The organism is Pontibacter sp. HSC-36F09 (genome assembly GCF_024171605.1).
Lineage (GTDB): Bacteria > Bacteroidota > Bacteroidia > Cytophagales > Hymenobacteraceae > Pontibacter.
In genome coordinates this window covers 816,957-831,871 of record NZ_JALKAA010000002.1, presented here as the reverse complement: position 1 = coordinate 831,871, position 14,915 = coordinate 816,957, and the positions used below count along the sequence as shown (strand labels likewise).

Sequence of the window (14,915 nt, the reverse complement as noted above, 5' to 3'; positions counted from 1 at the left end):
GCAGCCGCAAATGGCTGCCTTTTCTTTTTTGACTGCTTATGACACATCTGCCCTGAATTCATTAAATTTGCAGCCGGATTTTGCTCATATTATACCTTGCAAAAGGATATACCTGACCATCTCCCGACTATACCTTTATTTCAGACTGATTAGATGAAAGTTTTAAAGTTCGGCGGCACCTCTGTAGGCTCGGCTGAAAGAATGAAAGCGGTGGCGGACCTCATCAACGATGGGTCGCCTAAAATAGTGGTGCTCTCGGCCATGTCGGGTACCACAAACCAGCTGGTACAGATAGCTGAAACGCTCTACCAGAATGCCAACCAGGAAGCCAATGCGCTCATTGACGCGCTACACGATAAATATAAACAGGTAGTAGAAGCGCTCTACCAAACCGACGAAAAGAAAAAGCAGGCGTTCGAACTGATCTCCCTACATTTTGATCATATCCGTTCTTTCACGCTCGACCTCTTTACCATTTACGAAGAGCGTTCGGTGCTGGCACAGGGCGAATTGCTGTCAACGGCTTTGTTTCAGTTCTTCCTCGAAGAACAAGGTATAGCATCGGTGCTTTTGCCTGCCCTCAACTTCATGAAGATCGATGAGAACGAGGAGCCGGACACCGCCTATATCAGCAAGAACCTGAAACTGGAACTAGAGAAGTACCCAGACACCACCTTGTTTGTCACACAGGGATACATTTGCCGCAACTCCTTTGGTGAAGTAGACAACCTGAAGCGAGGCGGATCGGATTACTCTGCTTCCCTGATCGGTGCGGCAGCCGATGCCTCCGAAATCCAGATCTGGACCGATATTGACGGGATGCACAACAACGACCCGCGTGTTGTCAAAGACACCTTCCCGATCGCAGAACTGTCGTTTGACGAGGCAGCTGAGCTTGCCTATTTTGGTGCCAAGATCCTGCACCCCTCCAGCGTACAGCCGGCCAAGCAGAAGAACATACCGGTGCGGTTGCTCAACACCTTGCAGCCTCAGGCGCACGGCACTACTATCTCGGCCCAGACCGGAAAGGGCGGCATCAAGGCGGTAGCGGCCAAAGACGGTATCACGGCGATCAAGATCAAGTCAGGGCGTATGCTACTGGCCTATGGTTTCCTGCGCAGCGTGTTCGAGGTGTTCGAAAGGTATAAGACTCCGATCGACATGATCACGACTTCCGAGGTGGCTGTGTCGCTGACTATTGATAACCCGAAGTTTTTGACCGAAATTACCCGCGAATTGCAGGAGTACGGCCAGGTGGAAGTTGACCAGAACCAGAGCATCATCTGTGTGGTGGGCGATTTTATTGCAGAACGCAGTGGCTCGGGACTGAAGATTTTTGAGGCGCTCAAAGACATTCCGTTGCGCATGATCTCGTATGGCGGGAGCAAGAACAACATCAGCTTATTGATCAATACAACCGATAAAGAAAGATCCCTGATCCTGTTGAACGAGGGCATCTTTGAAAGGAACCAGAAAAATGCTTAATCTCTCTGTGCAGGAGTTGCAGCAGCACGCTACTCCCTTTTATGTATACGACCTCAACCTGTTGCGCCAAACCCTGCAGCAGGTCAGCCAGGAGGCCGCCAGGTATAATTTTCAGGTACACTATGCCCTGAAGGCCAACACAAACGGCCCGATCCTGGACGAAATGCGCGCTGCGGGCTTCGGAGCTGACTGCGTGAGCGGTAACGAGGTGAAGTGCGCTATTGAAAATGGCTTCCCGGCGCACCATGTCGTATTTGCAGGCGTGGGCAAGTCGGATGCTGAAATCAACTTTGCGCTGGATCAGGACATTTTCTGCTTTAACTGCGAGTCGAGCCACGAACTGATCGTGCTGAACGAACTGGCGGAGGCCAAAGGCAAAACGGCCCGCATCGCGCTGCGCATCAACCCGAACGTAAATGCCAATACACACAAGTACATCACAACTGGGCTCGAAGAAAACAAGTTTGGCATCAATGCCTGGGAACTACCCGATGTGCTGGCGCTGCTCAAAACGCTGCCTAACCTGTCGCTGATCGGCCTGCATTTTCACATTGGTTCGCAGATTACAGATTTGTCGGCTTTCCGCAACCTGTGCACGCGCGTGAACGAGTTTCAGGAGTGGTTTGAATCGCAGCAGGTACAGTTGGAGCACATCAACGTGGGCGGCGGACTTGGGGTGGATTACTACAGCCCGGACGAGCAGCCTATACCTGATTTTGAGGCATACTTTTCTTTGTTCAACCAGTTTCTGGAACTGCGCCCGAACCAGCAGGTGCATTTTGAACTGGGGCGCGCCCTGGTTGCCCAGAGCGGTACGCTTATCTCCAAGGTCCTTTACATTAAAAAAGGCGTGTCGACGAACTTTGCCATCCTGGATGCCGGCATGACCGAGCTGATCCGTCCGGCGCTATACCAGTCGTATCACAAAATAGAAAACCTGACCAGCAAAGGTGCTGAAGAGCGCTACGATGTGGTAGGCCCCATCTGCGAGTCGTCCGATTGCTTCGGAAAAGCGGTCGTATTGCCTGAGACAAACCGCGGTGACCTAATCGCGATCCGAACGGCAGGTGCTTATGGTGAGGTGATGTCTTCGTCATACAATCTGAGAGAGAAGGCAGCCGCCGTATACCTAGGGTAGCTCTTAAACGTACCCCATCTACAAAATGAAAGCCCCGCTTCCAATTTACGGAAGCGGGGCTTTCTCACTCTTAACCCAAAACCATCACAATCAAGTATTTTACATGGCCAGCGAAACCACAAAATCTGGCTCAGCATGTTTTATAAGCGGATGCTTGTTGAAAAAGTTTGCCATTTCAAGGGCATTGCCCTGGGAGTTCTTATTGGCGCGCAGCACAAAGGTATCTTCGCTCAGGGCGCTCACCACTTCAGTTCCGGTTGCCCCACTTAGGCGCTTCAGCACCTGTGCAGTTGGTAGCTTGCCCTCTTCTACCACCACTATAAATTCGTTTGATACACCTAGCAGCTGTCCGCCTGCCGATTCAAAATAAGGGGCGGCGTAGTCCAGGGCCGGATCTTTTGAAATTTCAGAAAGCGCCACTTCTACCTGCCGGCAGTTGAGGCCCGGAGCCATTTTGGCCGGATACAGCCGGGCGGAGTTTGTCTGGATCGGCTGTCCGAGTTGCTCTATAAACCCATGACGTGCCGCTGCGGCCGTGGCCTGCTCATGACTCAGTTCGTCGCTGAACGACAGAAGAATCATGCCACTGTAAACCGTGCCCAGCGACTTTTCCGCACCATTATAATAATAGGTATGCGCAGTGCAGGGTATACTACCGGCCGCTTGCAGCGGATTTAACAGACCGGGGTCAAAACGCACGTTCCGGATAGGCGATACGTTGTCGTTCCTACATGATGAAAATATAATTATCAGAAGTAGAGAGCTGAGCCAGGGTATATAGATTTTCATTGCTTTCAGGTATTATGAATCGTCCATAAATATTCATTGTACGATAGACAAACCATAAACAGATGAAAATGACAGCGTTATTTATATAAATGTTCTATAATACTATCACAAAAGCTCTAAACCAATTAATTGCATGATATATATACAATTAATGTACAATTTTAAATTACAATTATTAAATAATACAAATTGAATTATTCTTATACAACCGACATACCTTAAATAAATTTTCCAAATTAGCTCGCTTAGCTGAGCATAAGTTAAACTTATAAGCTTCCTATAGGTATAGCCTCTGTTTGACTAAACGCTTCTGGTATTATATCAAGCGGTACACTTGCCGGTATGGCCGCTACGAAAATACCTCGTTGGTTCAGCAGGTCCTGGTGTTGCCTTAGTTGCTGTGGCGTCAGTGACAGGATGACCTGGCTTTGGTCTGGCGTTTGGTGCTGGATGGCAGGCTTCAGCAATTCCAGTAACTCCGCAACACGCTCTTCCGTGCCTTGTAGCAAAACAGTGAGCTGCTCATCTCCGGATGTGGCAGACACCTGGCTGGTGCAAAGCTTGGGGTAGGTATAGCGGTAGCCGCGCACAGCCGCTGCAACATCGGCCCATACAGCCGATCCGGTCGGGTGACTGCCGGCACCACGCCCTTTCAGGAACTGCTTCCCGGCGAACCGCCCCTCTATCTCCAGTCCATTAAATTCCGCTTCCACCTCATACAAAGCATCACCCTCAGGTATAAACGTTGGCAGCAACTGTAGTGCAACCTCTCCGTCTGCGGCAGCTTTTAAAGACCCGACCAGCTTGATCCGGCAACCTAATGCATCGGCCAGCTCAACGGCTTCGGAGGTAATGTGCTGGATACCAAAGTGCAGCACCTCATCCGGGTGCACCAGCAAACCATAGGCATGCGCCGCCATAATGCAAAGTTTGTGCAACGCATCCGTTCCCTCCACGTCCAGCGACGGGTCGGCCTCCGCAAATCCCAGCTCCTGCGCCTGCGCCAGGGCAGACTGAAAATTACCGTGCTCTGCGTGCAGCTTACTTAATATATAATTAGAAGATCCATTCAGAATCCCGCGCACTTCAACCAGCGGCTCCGAGCCATAGTAGGCCTCAAGTGTGCGCAGCACAGGTATACTGCCGCACACGGAGGCTTCATACAACAACACACCTCCGTGCCGCTGCTGCAGTTGGATCAGTTCCGGCAGGTTTTCGGCAACCACTTTTTTGTTAGCCGACACCACGGTTTTGCCCTGTTGCAGGGCTTGCCGGATTATGACAAGCGCCTCTTTGGGATCGCTGATCAACTCTGCAATGATATCGAGGCTTGGATCCTGCAGCACCTCCTGCACATCGTAGGTGAAGGCGGAGGCTGGCAGGGAGCGTGGTTTTTCTTTGTCTTTTACGCAGATACTGCCGATCTCCCAGCCCAGGTGCCGGTTGGCTTCTACCACATCATACAATCCCTGCCCAACGCAGCCAAAGCCGATCAGCCCGATGCGCTTTTTAAACTTCTGTATTTTCATAGTGAATGTGCTTTACTGTTTCTGTTTCATAAAATTCCCGGATGGCCTGCGTGAGTTGTGCCGTTTCCACTAAAAATCCGTCGTGCCCGTAGCCGGAGTGGAGGAGTGCGAAGCGGGAGCCCGGGACCAGCCGGTGCAGCTGCTGTTGCTCTTCTATCGGAAAGAGCAGGTCGGTGTCCACCCCGACAAAAAGCGCTTTGGCCTGAAGGCGACCCAAGGCCTTCTCGACTCCTCCCCTGTCGCGGCCGATGTTATGCGAGTCCATGGCTTTGGAGAGCAGCCAGTAGGTATAGGCATTGAAGCGATTGGCCAGTTTTTCACCTTGATATACCTGATAAGAGGCCGCCCTGAAATCGTCGGTAATGCTGTTGCCCGGCTCCTGCTGACTCTCCTCGTAGCAGGTATAGTGCCTGTAAGAAAGCATGGCGATGGCACGGGCCGTTTTGAGTCCCGCTATACCTGCTTCCCGTGTATTAGTCGCCCAGGTTGGGTCCTGCCGGATGGCCATGCGCTGGCTTTCATTGAAGGCGATGCCCCAGGCCGAATGCCGCGCATTGGATGCTACCTGGATCAGGTTCTGGAAAACCTCCGGCTGTAAAATGGCCCACTCCAGTGCCTGCTGCCCGCCCAGCGAGCCACCAAGCAAGGTATGCACCTGCGCTATACCTAAGTCCTGCCGAAGCAGATCAAATGCACGCACAATGTCCCGGTTGGTCAGCTGCGGGAAGCTGTGGTAGAAGGGTTGCAGCGTTTCCGGATTAACCGAAAGTGGTCCCGTGGATCCATAGGAGCCACCCAAGGTGTTCGCACAAACCACAAACCAGTCCGCCGGGTCGTATAGTTTTCCCTCGCCAAATAATTCGCCCCACCAATCGGTGAAGTCCGAGCTGCCCGTGAGGGCGTGGCATACCCACACCACATTGCTTTTTTCTCTGTTGAGTTGTCCATAGGTTGTATAGGCCAGTTGGAAGCCGGGAAGCGAGGCTCCCGACTCCAGCTGAAACTGTTTCTGGTAATGAAAATTTAATTGTTCAGGCATTATGCTTCGTTCAAAACGGCTTGGTTGTTCTGTTGACCTACCTTAGCAAAAGCCTGTTCCAGGTCAGCGATTATATCATCGAGGTGCTCTATACCTGCGGACAGGCGCAGTAGCGTTGGCGTTACACCCGCACTCTGCTGCTCCTGCTCCGAAAGCTGCTGGTGGGTAGTAGAGGCCGGGTGTATGATCAGGGTTTTGGCGTCGCCCAGGTTGGCCAGGTGACTGATCAGCTGCAGGCTGTTCACAAAAACTTCCGTCTGCTTTTTGTCGCCTTTCAGGTTGAAAGACAGCACGCCGCCATACCCTCTTTTCAGGTACTTCTTGGCCAGGCTGTGGTACTTGCTGGAAGGCAGACCCGGGTAATTCACACTTTCTACCTGCTCGTGCTGATCCAGCCATTCGGCCAGCGCCTGTGTATTCTGCACCGTGCGGTCTACCCGCAGTGAGAGTGTCTCCAGGCCTTGCAGCAGCAGGAAAGAGTTGAACGGACTGAGCGCCGGACCAAAATCTCGCAGGCCCTCTACTCGTGCCCTGGTGGCAAAGGCGATGTTGCCAAATGGTCCGTCAGCGCCGAATACCTCCCAGAAGTTGAGTCCGTGATAACCTTCGGATGGCTCCGAGAACTGCGGAAACTTACCATTGCCCCAGTTGAAATTGCCGCCGTCCACAATCACACCGCCGATGCTGGTTCCGTGGCCTCCGATCCATTTGGTGGCCGACTCTACAACCACGTTAGCACCGTGCTCAATTGGTCTGAACAGATAGCCACCCGCCCCAAAAGTATTATCCACCACCAGCGGAATGTCGTGCGCTTTGGCCACTGCAGCAATGGCCTCAAAGTCAGGAATGTTGAAGCGAGGGTTGCCGATCGTTTCCACGTAGATCGCTTTTGTGTTTTCGTTGATCAATTGCGCAAAGCTTTCCGGTTCGTCGCTTTCGGCAAAGCGCACCTCTATACCTAACCGCTTAAAGGATACCTTGAATTGGTTGTAAGTACCGCCGTAAAGGAAGCTGGAGGATACAAAATTGTCGCCGGCCTGCAGGATGTTGTTGAGCGCAATGAATTGCGCCGCCTGACCCGAGGCCACCGCCACTGCCGCCACACCGCCTTCCAAAGCGGCAATGCGTTTCTCAAAAACATCGGTGGTCGGGTTCATGATGCGGGTATAGATGTTACCGAACTCCTTCAGCGCAAACAGGTTGGCACCGTGCTCGGCGTCTTTGAAAACATAGGAAGAAGTCTGGTAAATGGGCACAGCGCGGGAACGAGTAGTTGGGTCGATTTCCTGGCCGGCGTGTAGTTGAAGCGTTTCGAAATGAAGTGTATTAGACATAGTCGTGCTGTTTAAAATTTTGAAAAATATAGAATAGATTAGCTTGTTTTAAGACAAGAACAATGAAATGGCTACAGTCGGACGCTCACAGGATCTACCTGAGGCACGACGGCATTGCAGCAAAAAGTTTGGGGGTTGGTCGCGCTAGCAACAGCAGCAGCAACACATGCACATTCGGCCACAGCAGGTAGTAGCACAGGTATAGGCATGCGAAAGAACCGGGCATTGAGCTGCCGGTGTAAAAAATAAAAGAAGTTGTGTTGGCTTGGTTCCCTTTTCCATAACGTTATCAATTTATATACATCCGGACTTCCGGAATCAGGAATTAGCACCTTGCTCGGGGCTGGTTGCTAGCGCTTCACAGAGCCTGTCTCTCCGCGCTTCTTTATAAATCGATACCCACAAGGGATATCAGACTTGATGATGCAAAGCTAGAGCAGCATTTTAAATAATCCAAATAATTATTTAAAATAATTGCAAGTTCCTCTAATAAATCAATTTCACACATCTGCCTATCAGCAACTTACATGCTGTATAATACAAACCACTTATACCTGTTAATTTACTATCTTTGAATAAGTATAATTGCTTTCTCATAACAATACGAAGCTATACCTGTTGTGCAGGTATAAAATACCTGACAAACCCTGATGAAGATACTCCTGACCGGCGCAAACGGCTACATTGGCAAACGACTCCTGCCTGTGCTGATAGAGGCACAACACGAGGTCGTTTGCTTTGTCCGGGACCCGCGTCGCTTCGAGTTGCCGGAAAGTCTGCAGGACAAAGTACAGGTGGTAAAAGGAGATCTGCTCAAGCCGGAAAGTCTGCAGGATTTACCCCGCAACATAGACGCCGCCTACTACCTGGTGCACTCCATGGGCTCCGGCTCCGCAGACTTTGGGGAGGCCGAGAAAGCTTCTGCTTTGAACTTCGTCAACTACCTTGATACAACTAGTGCCAAGCAGGTGATCTACCTCAGTGGCATTGCCAACGACGCGCATTTGTCGAAGCACCTGACCTCACGCCGGCAGGTGGAGGACGTACTTGCCCAGGGCAAAGCGAGGCTAACGGTACTCCGCGCCGCTATTATCATCGGTTCGGGCAGCGCTTCTTTCGAGATCATCCGTGACCTGGTGGAGAAGCTTCCGATAATGGTAACACCCCGCTGGCTCAACTCCCGCTGTCAGCCCATTGCCATACGCGACGTCATGTTTTACCTGATTGAGGTGCTCGGCCGCACGGACTGTTATGACAGGCGTTTCGAGATTGGCGGGCCCGATGTGCTCACCTACAAGCAAATGCTGTTGCAACTGGCTAAAGTCCGAAACCTGAAACGACGCATCTATACCTTGCCAGTGCTCACACCCAAGCTTTCCTCTTACTGGTTGTACTTTGTTACGAGCACCAATTACACATTGGCCCGCAGCCTGGTGGAGAGTCTGCGCAACGATGCGGTTGTGAAAGACAGCAGCATACAGCAGTTAATCCCGCACAAGTGCCTGAGCTACGAGAGTGCGCTTAATCTGGCTTTTACCAAGATGGAGCAGAATATGGTGGTCTCGAGCTGGAAGGATGCACTGGTGAGTGGAAATATGCAACTCGATTTTATGGATTTTGTACAAATACCAGAACACGGCGTGCTCACCGACCGGCAGCGTATGCGCTTCGACAGAGCCCCTGAGGAGGTGATGGATAACATTTTGCGTATCGGCGGTGAGCGTGGTTGGTACAAGACTGATTTCCTGTGGGAGCTACGTGGCCTGCTCGACAAAATGGTGGGCGGCGTTGGCTTGCAGCGTGGTCGAAGACACCCAATCGACGTAAAGACCGGCGATTCAATCGATTTCTGGCGCGTGCTGGCAGTAGACCACAAAGTCGGGCGCCTGTTGCTTTATGCTGAAATGAAACTTCCAGGAGAGGCCTGGTTACAATTTAGAATAAGCCGCGAGGCCGAGGGCAACTACCTAGAACAACTGGCCGCTTTCCGCCCGGATGGGTTGGCTGGCAGGCTATACTGGTACGCCATGTTGCCTTTTCATTTTGTCATTTTTAAAGGAATGGCGCACAACATCATTCATTACCAGGAACCTCTTCTTGACAAATTATCACCGCCAACACAACATTCTCGATAATGTACAAACAATAGATTTCATAATATAAAACTATCACTATACTTAAGAGTATATAGCAGTGTCTTTACTCAGATGCTTACCCCTTCTGCGCAGGCATTTTACATTTATACCTATACCTTATCACGCTCACCGAGAAAAAATATTTTAACTTTGCCTTTCTCAAACCTAACAGACCTAATGGAGGCCATAAAAGAAACGAATTTCTCCTTCGCCGGGCAGACCGGTTTTTACAGAGGCAAAGTACGCGACGTTTATTATTTTGAAAACCGACTAGCCGTTTTAGCAACAGACCGTATTTCGGCTTTCGATGTGGTGCTGCCAAGAGCTATACCTTATAAAGGCCAGGTATTAAACCAAATAGCGAGCATCAACCTGAAAGCTACTTCGGACCTGGTGCCGAACTGGGTGCTATCGACGCCAGACCCGAACGTAACCATTGGCTACCGCTGCGAACCATACAAAGTAGAGATGGTGATCAGAGGATACCTGGCCGGGCATGCCTGGCGCGAGTACAAAGAAGGCAAACGCAGTGTGTGCGGTGTGGCGCTTCCTGAAGGTCTGCGTGAAAACGACAGACTGCCGGAGCCGATCATTACCCCTACCACCAAAGCTGACGAAGGGCATGACGAAGACATCTCGCGCGAAGAAATTATAGCAAAAGGCATTGTATCTGAGCAAGAATATATTAAATTAGAAGCTTATACCCGGGCACTCTTCGCGAGAGGCACGGAACTGGCCGCGCAGCGCGGACTGATACTGGTGGATACCAAGTATGAGTTCGGCAATTACAATGGCGAGGTATACCTGATTGACGAGATCCACACGCCGGACTCTTCGCGCTACTTCTATCTGGAAGGTTACGAGGCGCGCCAGCAGAACGGCGAATCGCAGAAGCAACTGTCGAAAGAGTTTGTGCGTCAGTGGCTGATCGAGAACAATTTTCAGGGAAAAGAAGGGCAAACCGTGCCTGAAATGACCGACGAAGTGGTGCATAGTATTTCGGACCGCTACATTGAGCTTTACGAGGTTTTCACGGGGCAGCCGTTTCACAAAGAAAGTTACGATAATGTGCTCTCACGCATGGAGAATCACATCGTAGAAAACATTTTTAACGAGAAAAATTAGAATTATTAACGTGGATTTTGGTACATTCGCGTTTAAATCCTTTACTGGTAGATCTATGAAGTACACGATTGATAAGAAAGAAAACTACACGATTATCACGATAGACGAGAAGAAACTTGATACTTCAATCGCTCCGGATTTGAAATCTGAGTTCGTGAAATTGAATGCCGAAGGGATCACCAACCTGATTCTTGACCTCAATAACGTAAAATATACTGACTCTTCAGGCCTGAGCTCTATCCTGATTGCGAACAGACTTTGCAACTCCTCTAACGGTTTGCTGATTCTGACAAGCCTGCAGGACCACGTGATGAAACTGATCACGATCTCTAAACTGGAGTCTGTGCTTAACATCCTTCCTACGGTGGAAGAGGCGATTGACCGTGTGTTTCTGCACGAGATCGAGCAGGACCTGACCAACAAGGAAGACTAGCAAACCCTACTTTGTGGATTTCGAACTCAGAATACTTGGCAGTTCGTCGGCCACACCCTCGGCAAACCGGCATCATACCGCCCAGTTGCTGACCATCGACAATCAGCTTCATCTGATTGATTGCGGAGAAGGAACCCAAATGCAGCTGATGCTTTACAAAATAAAGCATCAGCGCATTTCTAACATCTACATCAGCCACCTGCACGGCGACCATTACTTTGGTCTGGCAGGTTTGCTTTCTACCATGCACCTGCAGGGCCGCCAGCAGCCGCTGCATCTCTTCGGCCCTCCCGGCCTTTCCGAAATCCTTAGTCTGCAACTCAAATACTCCGGCACCAACCTGTGCTACAAGCTTATTTTTCATGAGCTTGACACAGGCCTCTACCGCAAAATTTATGAAGACAAGAAGATTACGGTGCACACCTTACCTATGGAGCACCGCGTGCCCTGCTGTGGTTTCCTGTTCCGCGAAAAACCAAAGCCACGACCGTTGATCAAAGAGAACCTGCCCGGCTTTTTGACGCCACCACAACTCGTGCGCCTGAAGTGGGGGGAGGACGTGCGCGACGAGCAGGGCCATGTGCTGGTGCGCAACTCCGTGGTAACACTAGAGCCCAAGCGCAGCCGCAGTTATGCCTACTGCGCCGACAGCAGGTATAAGCCCGACCTGCTTCCCTATTTAAAGGGCGTAGATCTGCTTTACCATGAAGCCACCTTTACCGACGAGCTGCGTGAGCGCGCCCATTATACTTTCCACAGCACCGCCCGCCAAGCTGCCGAGATGGCCGCCTCCGCGCAGGTACGCCACCTGTTGCTCGGCCACTTTTCGGTGCGCTACAAAGACCTGACGCCTCTACTGGAGGAGGCAAAGGAAGTATTCCCGAAAACGGATCTAGCTACCGAAGGCAGCATTTTCTGTGTGCAGGAATAAGCGCAGGAACGCCTGCGACCTGCAGGTTTCTTAATTGCAAAATCCCTATCTTGCTGCACCATTTCTATACCTATGGCGGCAACCCCTTCCCTCGAGAAAAAACGCACGAATCTGTTCCTTGTCCTGAGTGGCATCTTTCTAGCCAACGCCCTGCTGGCAGAACTGATCGGTGTGAAGATTTTTTCGGCCGAAGCGCTTTTTGGTATGCCGGGTGCCCAGATCGGGCTCATGGGGGAGAAGTTCGACTTCAACCTCACGGCGGGCGTTATCATCTGGCCTGTCGTGTTTGTGACCACCGACATCATCAATGAGTATTTTGGCAAAAAGGGCGTCCAGAAAATCAGTATCCTCACTGTCATCCTGATCCTGTATGCCTTCCTGGTGATCACGATAGTGACGGGTCTGCCACCTGCTGCGTTTTGGCTGGAACTCAACAACCAGGATGCAGCTGGCAATCCTTTTGACATCGACTATGCCTTTAACTCCATTTACAGGCAGGGGCTGGGGATCATTATCGGCTCATTGGTGGCTTTCCTGATCTCGCAGTTTTTGGATGCTACCGTGTTTCACTGGCTGCGCTCTTTTACAGGCAGCGGCAAGATCTGGCTGCGGGCAACGGGCTCTACGCTGGTGTCGCAGCTAATCGACAGTGTGGTGGTGCTTTTTGTGGCCTTCTACATTTTCGGCAACTGGCCGCTTTCGCTGGTGATGTCGGTAGCTGTTATCAATTACATTTATAAATTTTTCATTGCCATCGCCCTCACGCCGCTCCTATACCTAGCACACTATCTGATAGACGGTTACCTGGGCCATCGCACCACTGAAGCCATGATAGAAGCAGCTGCCAAAGAAAGCGAGGAATAGCCTGAGTTTTAAATAAATTTGCTTTTGAGCTGAATAGGACCCTATCTTTGTGGTCTTGCAAAACAAAATGGCTGCACACTTAGCACATACACAAATTTTCATTACCGGGTACGTCCTGCACGATCTCTAACAGTCGCCATTCCTAAAATTGGGCCCGTGTAGCCCTCCTATTCCTAATTTATTTCATTTTCTAAAGGAACATCTATGTTCAGAGGCATCCTTTTGGTATTCCTCGGAGCGTGTAGCTTCGGCATACTATCCACATTCGTAAAACTGGCTTACCAGGAAGGCTATACCTTGGGTGACGTTACCGGCACGCAGGTCTCTTTTGGCTTCGTTATACTTTGGAGCATCGTATTGGTTCGCCACCTAATGGGCCACCGCACCCTCGGCGTTTCAACCATGGACAAACTGAAGCTGGTGGCCATGGGCACCAGCACGGGCATGGTGAGCATCTTCTACTACAAGTGTGTGCAGGCGGTACCGGCCTCTATCGCTATTCTGCTGCTGATGCAGTTTACCTGGATCAGCCTCTTGCTGGAGTCGGTGATCAAGCGCAAAATGCCACAACTGTCGCAGGTGATAATGGTACTGCTGGTGCTGGTGGGCACGGCCATGGCAGGCAGGCTTTTCTCAGGCACTATACCTGACTTCGACTTGGCAGGTATTGGCTTCGGACTGCTGGCGGCTTTGTGTTATTCGGTATTCCTGATGATCAATGGGGCGGCTGGCAACCACTTGCACCCGACCACCAAAAGTGCGCTCCTGCTAACGGGTGCTACCATACTGGTGCTGAGCATTTTCCCGCCGATGTTCCTGTTTAACGGGGCTTTGGGGGATGGTTTGTTCAAGTGGGGCTTACTACTGGGTGTGTTCGGCACGGTTATTCCGCCGCTGTTCTTTGCCTACGGTATACCTAAAACCGGTCTGGCACTAAGTGCCATCCTCAGCTCGGCAGAGTTGCCGGTGGCGGTGGCCATGTCGTACTTCGTGCTGCAGGAAGAAGTGTGGACGGTACAATGGCTGGGGGTGGCATTGATCCTCCTGGCCATTATTATAAGCAACCTAAACAGGTTATACCGGTCGCAGAAAAATAAAAAGCTGGCAACAGCCTAAACCCTATAAGATTGACTGTTTTTTTACTTAACCCCGAGCAAGCCTATGATGTAATTGACATAAAACAATAAGATTTGATTTGATTTTTTTGAATGGCTGGGTGTCTGCTCTTAAGTGAAGCGCCTGGTCATTTGCTTTTTAAGGGTAGTCCATGGCCACCAAACTAGTGCAATTTGTACCTGACGTCTACCTTTCCCTCAACCCCGCCGCACCGCTTTCGTATCTCACATCCGGGCACAAGGCCAAGTGTCAGCCGCCGCTGCATCGCCTTCGCTACAGCACACAATAAATTAAATTTTCAACAGTTAAATCAGATACAGTCGGCTCAGATTCATGCTTCTGAAAAACTGGTATATTTTCTGATAGGATCAGCCCGAACGATAAACAGGAAACGACATGAAAGCAATAATCGCCCTTTTCATCCTATTCTCTCTTACTCTTGGCTTGCAGCAGGTACAGGCACAGTCAGGTAAAAGCTACCAGGAGTGGCTGGAGGAAAACCGTGCCGGCGGTAAGAAAACGACAGCAAAAGCCCCGGCCAAAAGCAAAGCCAAACCTACGAAAGCCGAGGCCACTGCAGCTGCAGAGCCTGCCCTGGAGGCAGCTCCTGTACTGGCGTCACCAAGCGGCACTTTCCGGGGCACACTGGCCTGCAAAGACTGCCAGGGTATTAAAACAGAACTCACTCTGAATGGCGATTCCAAAGGCTCGTTCACGATGAAGCAAATCTACATGGGTAAGCCGGCAGATAAGAGTGTGGTGAACAGCAGCGGCAAGTGGTTCCTGGCCAAAGGCAACAAGCAAAACCCCGACGCCGTGGTGCTGCAACTTATACCTACCGCCGGCGACATAGACCCGATGTATTTTCTGCAGGTGAGCGATACGGAGGTGAAGCTGCTGACCAAAACGCAGGACGAGATCGGAAGCTCAAAAAATCACTCACTCAGGAAACTTTAGGGCTACAGGTATAGAATTGTCGTAGTTGGGCTAGACGTGT

General features: G+C 50.9%; 13 protein-coding genes and 1 riboswitch. Of the genes, 9 read left to right on the top strand and 4 right to left on the bottom strand.

The window, feature by feature from the left end:
• The first annotated feature begins 153 nt into the window (after window positions 1–153).
• Both L1278_RS09635 and lysA read left to right on the top strand, forming a co-directional pair.
• On the top strand, window positions 154–1,485 hold the full coding sequence (locus L1278_RS09635; RefSeq protein ID WP_253403245.1) for an aspartate kinase: 1,332 nt from the start codon (window positions 154–156) through the stop codon (window positions 1,483–1,485).
• Window positions 1,478–2,623 carry a diaminopimelate decarboxylase gene (lysA, locus tag L1278_RS09630; protein ID WP_253403243.1) on the top strand — a complete coding sequence of 382 codons (1,146 nt, stop codon included), beginning with the start codon at window positions 1,478–1,480 and terminating at the stop codon, window positions 2,621–2,623. Before L1278_RS09635 ends, lysA begins: the two co-directional genes overlap by 8 nt.
• A 99-nt stretch (window positions 2,624–2,722) precedes the next feature.
• On the opposite strand, the gene L1278_RS09625 is transcribed toward lysA, so the two are convergent.
• From L1278_RS09625 to L1278_RS09610, 4 genes are all read right to left on the bottom strand, one after another.
• Window positions 2,723–3,412 (bottom strand): hypothetical protein, encoded by a 690-nt coding sequence (locus tag L1278_RS09625; RefSeq protein ID WP_253403241.1) that lies wholly within the window; start codon window positions 3,410–3,412, stop codon window positions 2,723–2,725.
• 266 nt (window positions 3,413–3,678) lie between these two features.
• Window positions 3,679–4,941, bottom strand: coding sequence for a homoserine dehydrogenase (locus L1278_RS09620; RefSeq protein ID WP_253403239.1), 1,263 nt, complete (start codon window positions 4,939–4,941; stop codon window positions 3,679–3,681).
• A complete protein-coding gene (gene metX / locus L1278_RS09615) occupies window positions 4,922–5,980 on the bottom strand; it encodes a homoserine O-acetyltransferase (RefSeq protein ID WP_253403237.1) in 1,059 nt (352 codons plus the stop codon). Before metX ends, L1278_RS09620 begins: the two co-directional genes overlap by 20 nt.
• Window positions 5,980–7,314, bottom strand: a complete 1,335-nt coding sequence (locus tag L1278_RS09610) for an O-acetylhomoserine aminocarboxypropyltransferase/cysteine synthase family protein (protein WP_253403235.1) — start codon at window positions 7,312–7,314, stop codon at window positions 5,980–5,982. The genes metX and L1278_RS09610 overlap by 1 nt, the downstream gene beginning before the upstream one ends.
• 291 nt (window positions 7,315–7,605) lie before the next feature.
• A riboswitch (SAM riboswitch) is annotated at window positions 7,606–7,708 on the bottom strand.
• Between the two features lie 256 nt (window positions 7,709–7,964).
• Here L1278_RS09610 and L1278_RS09605 point away from each other — a divergent pair.
• The 7 genes from L1278_RS09605 (at window position 7,965) to L1278_RS09575 (ending at window position 14,875) form a co-directional block, all read left to right on the top strand.
• Window positions 7,965–9,449 (top strand): SDR family oxidoreductase, encoded by a 1,485-nt coding sequence (locus L1278_RS09605; RefSeq protein ID WP_253403233.1) that lies wholly within the window; start codon window positions 7,965–7,967, stop codon window positions 9,447–9,449.
• A gap of 177 nt (window positions 9,450–9,626) precedes the next feature.
• Entirely contained in the window at window positions 9,627–10,574 is a 948-nt protein-coding gene (locus L1278_RS09600) for a phosphoribosylaminoimidazolesuccinocarboxamide synthase (protein WP_253403231.1), read from the top strand.
• Between the two features lie 55 nt (window positions 10,575–10,629).
• A complete protein-coding gene (locus tag L1278_RS09595) occupies window positions 10,630–11,007 on the top strand; it encodes an STAS domain-containing protein (RefSeq protein WP_007657896.1) in 378 nt (125 codons plus the stop codon).
• Between the two features lie 13 nt (window positions 11,008–11,020).
• Complete coding sequence (locus L1278_RS09590) at window positions 11,021–11,938, top strand: ribonuclease Z (RefSeq protein ID WP_253403229.1); 918 nt, start codon at window positions 11,021–11,023, stop codon at window positions 11,936–11,938.
• Window positions 11,939–12,010: 72 nt separating this feature from the next.
• The gene (locus L1278_RS09585) at window positions 12,011–12,802 is read left to right on the top strand and encodes a queuosine precursor transporter (protein WP_253403227.1); all 792 of its coding nucleotides are present in this window, start codon (window positions 12,011–12,013) and stop codon (window positions 12,800–12,802) included.
• 204 nt (window positions 12,803–13,006) lie between these two features.
• Window positions 13,007–13,918 (top strand): DMT family transporter, encoded by a 912-nt coding sequence (locus tag L1278_RS09580; protein ID WP_253403225.1) that lies wholly within the window; start codon window positions 13,007–13,009, stop codon window positions 13,916–13,918.
• Window positions 13,919–14,314: 396 nt separating this feature from the next.
• Entirely contained in the window at window positions 14,315–14,875 is a 561-nt protein-coding gene (locus L1278_RS09575; RefSeq protein ID WP_253403223.1) for a copper resistance protein NlpE N-terminal domain-containing protein, read from the top strand.
• Window positions 14,876–14,915: the final 40 nt, after the last annotated feature.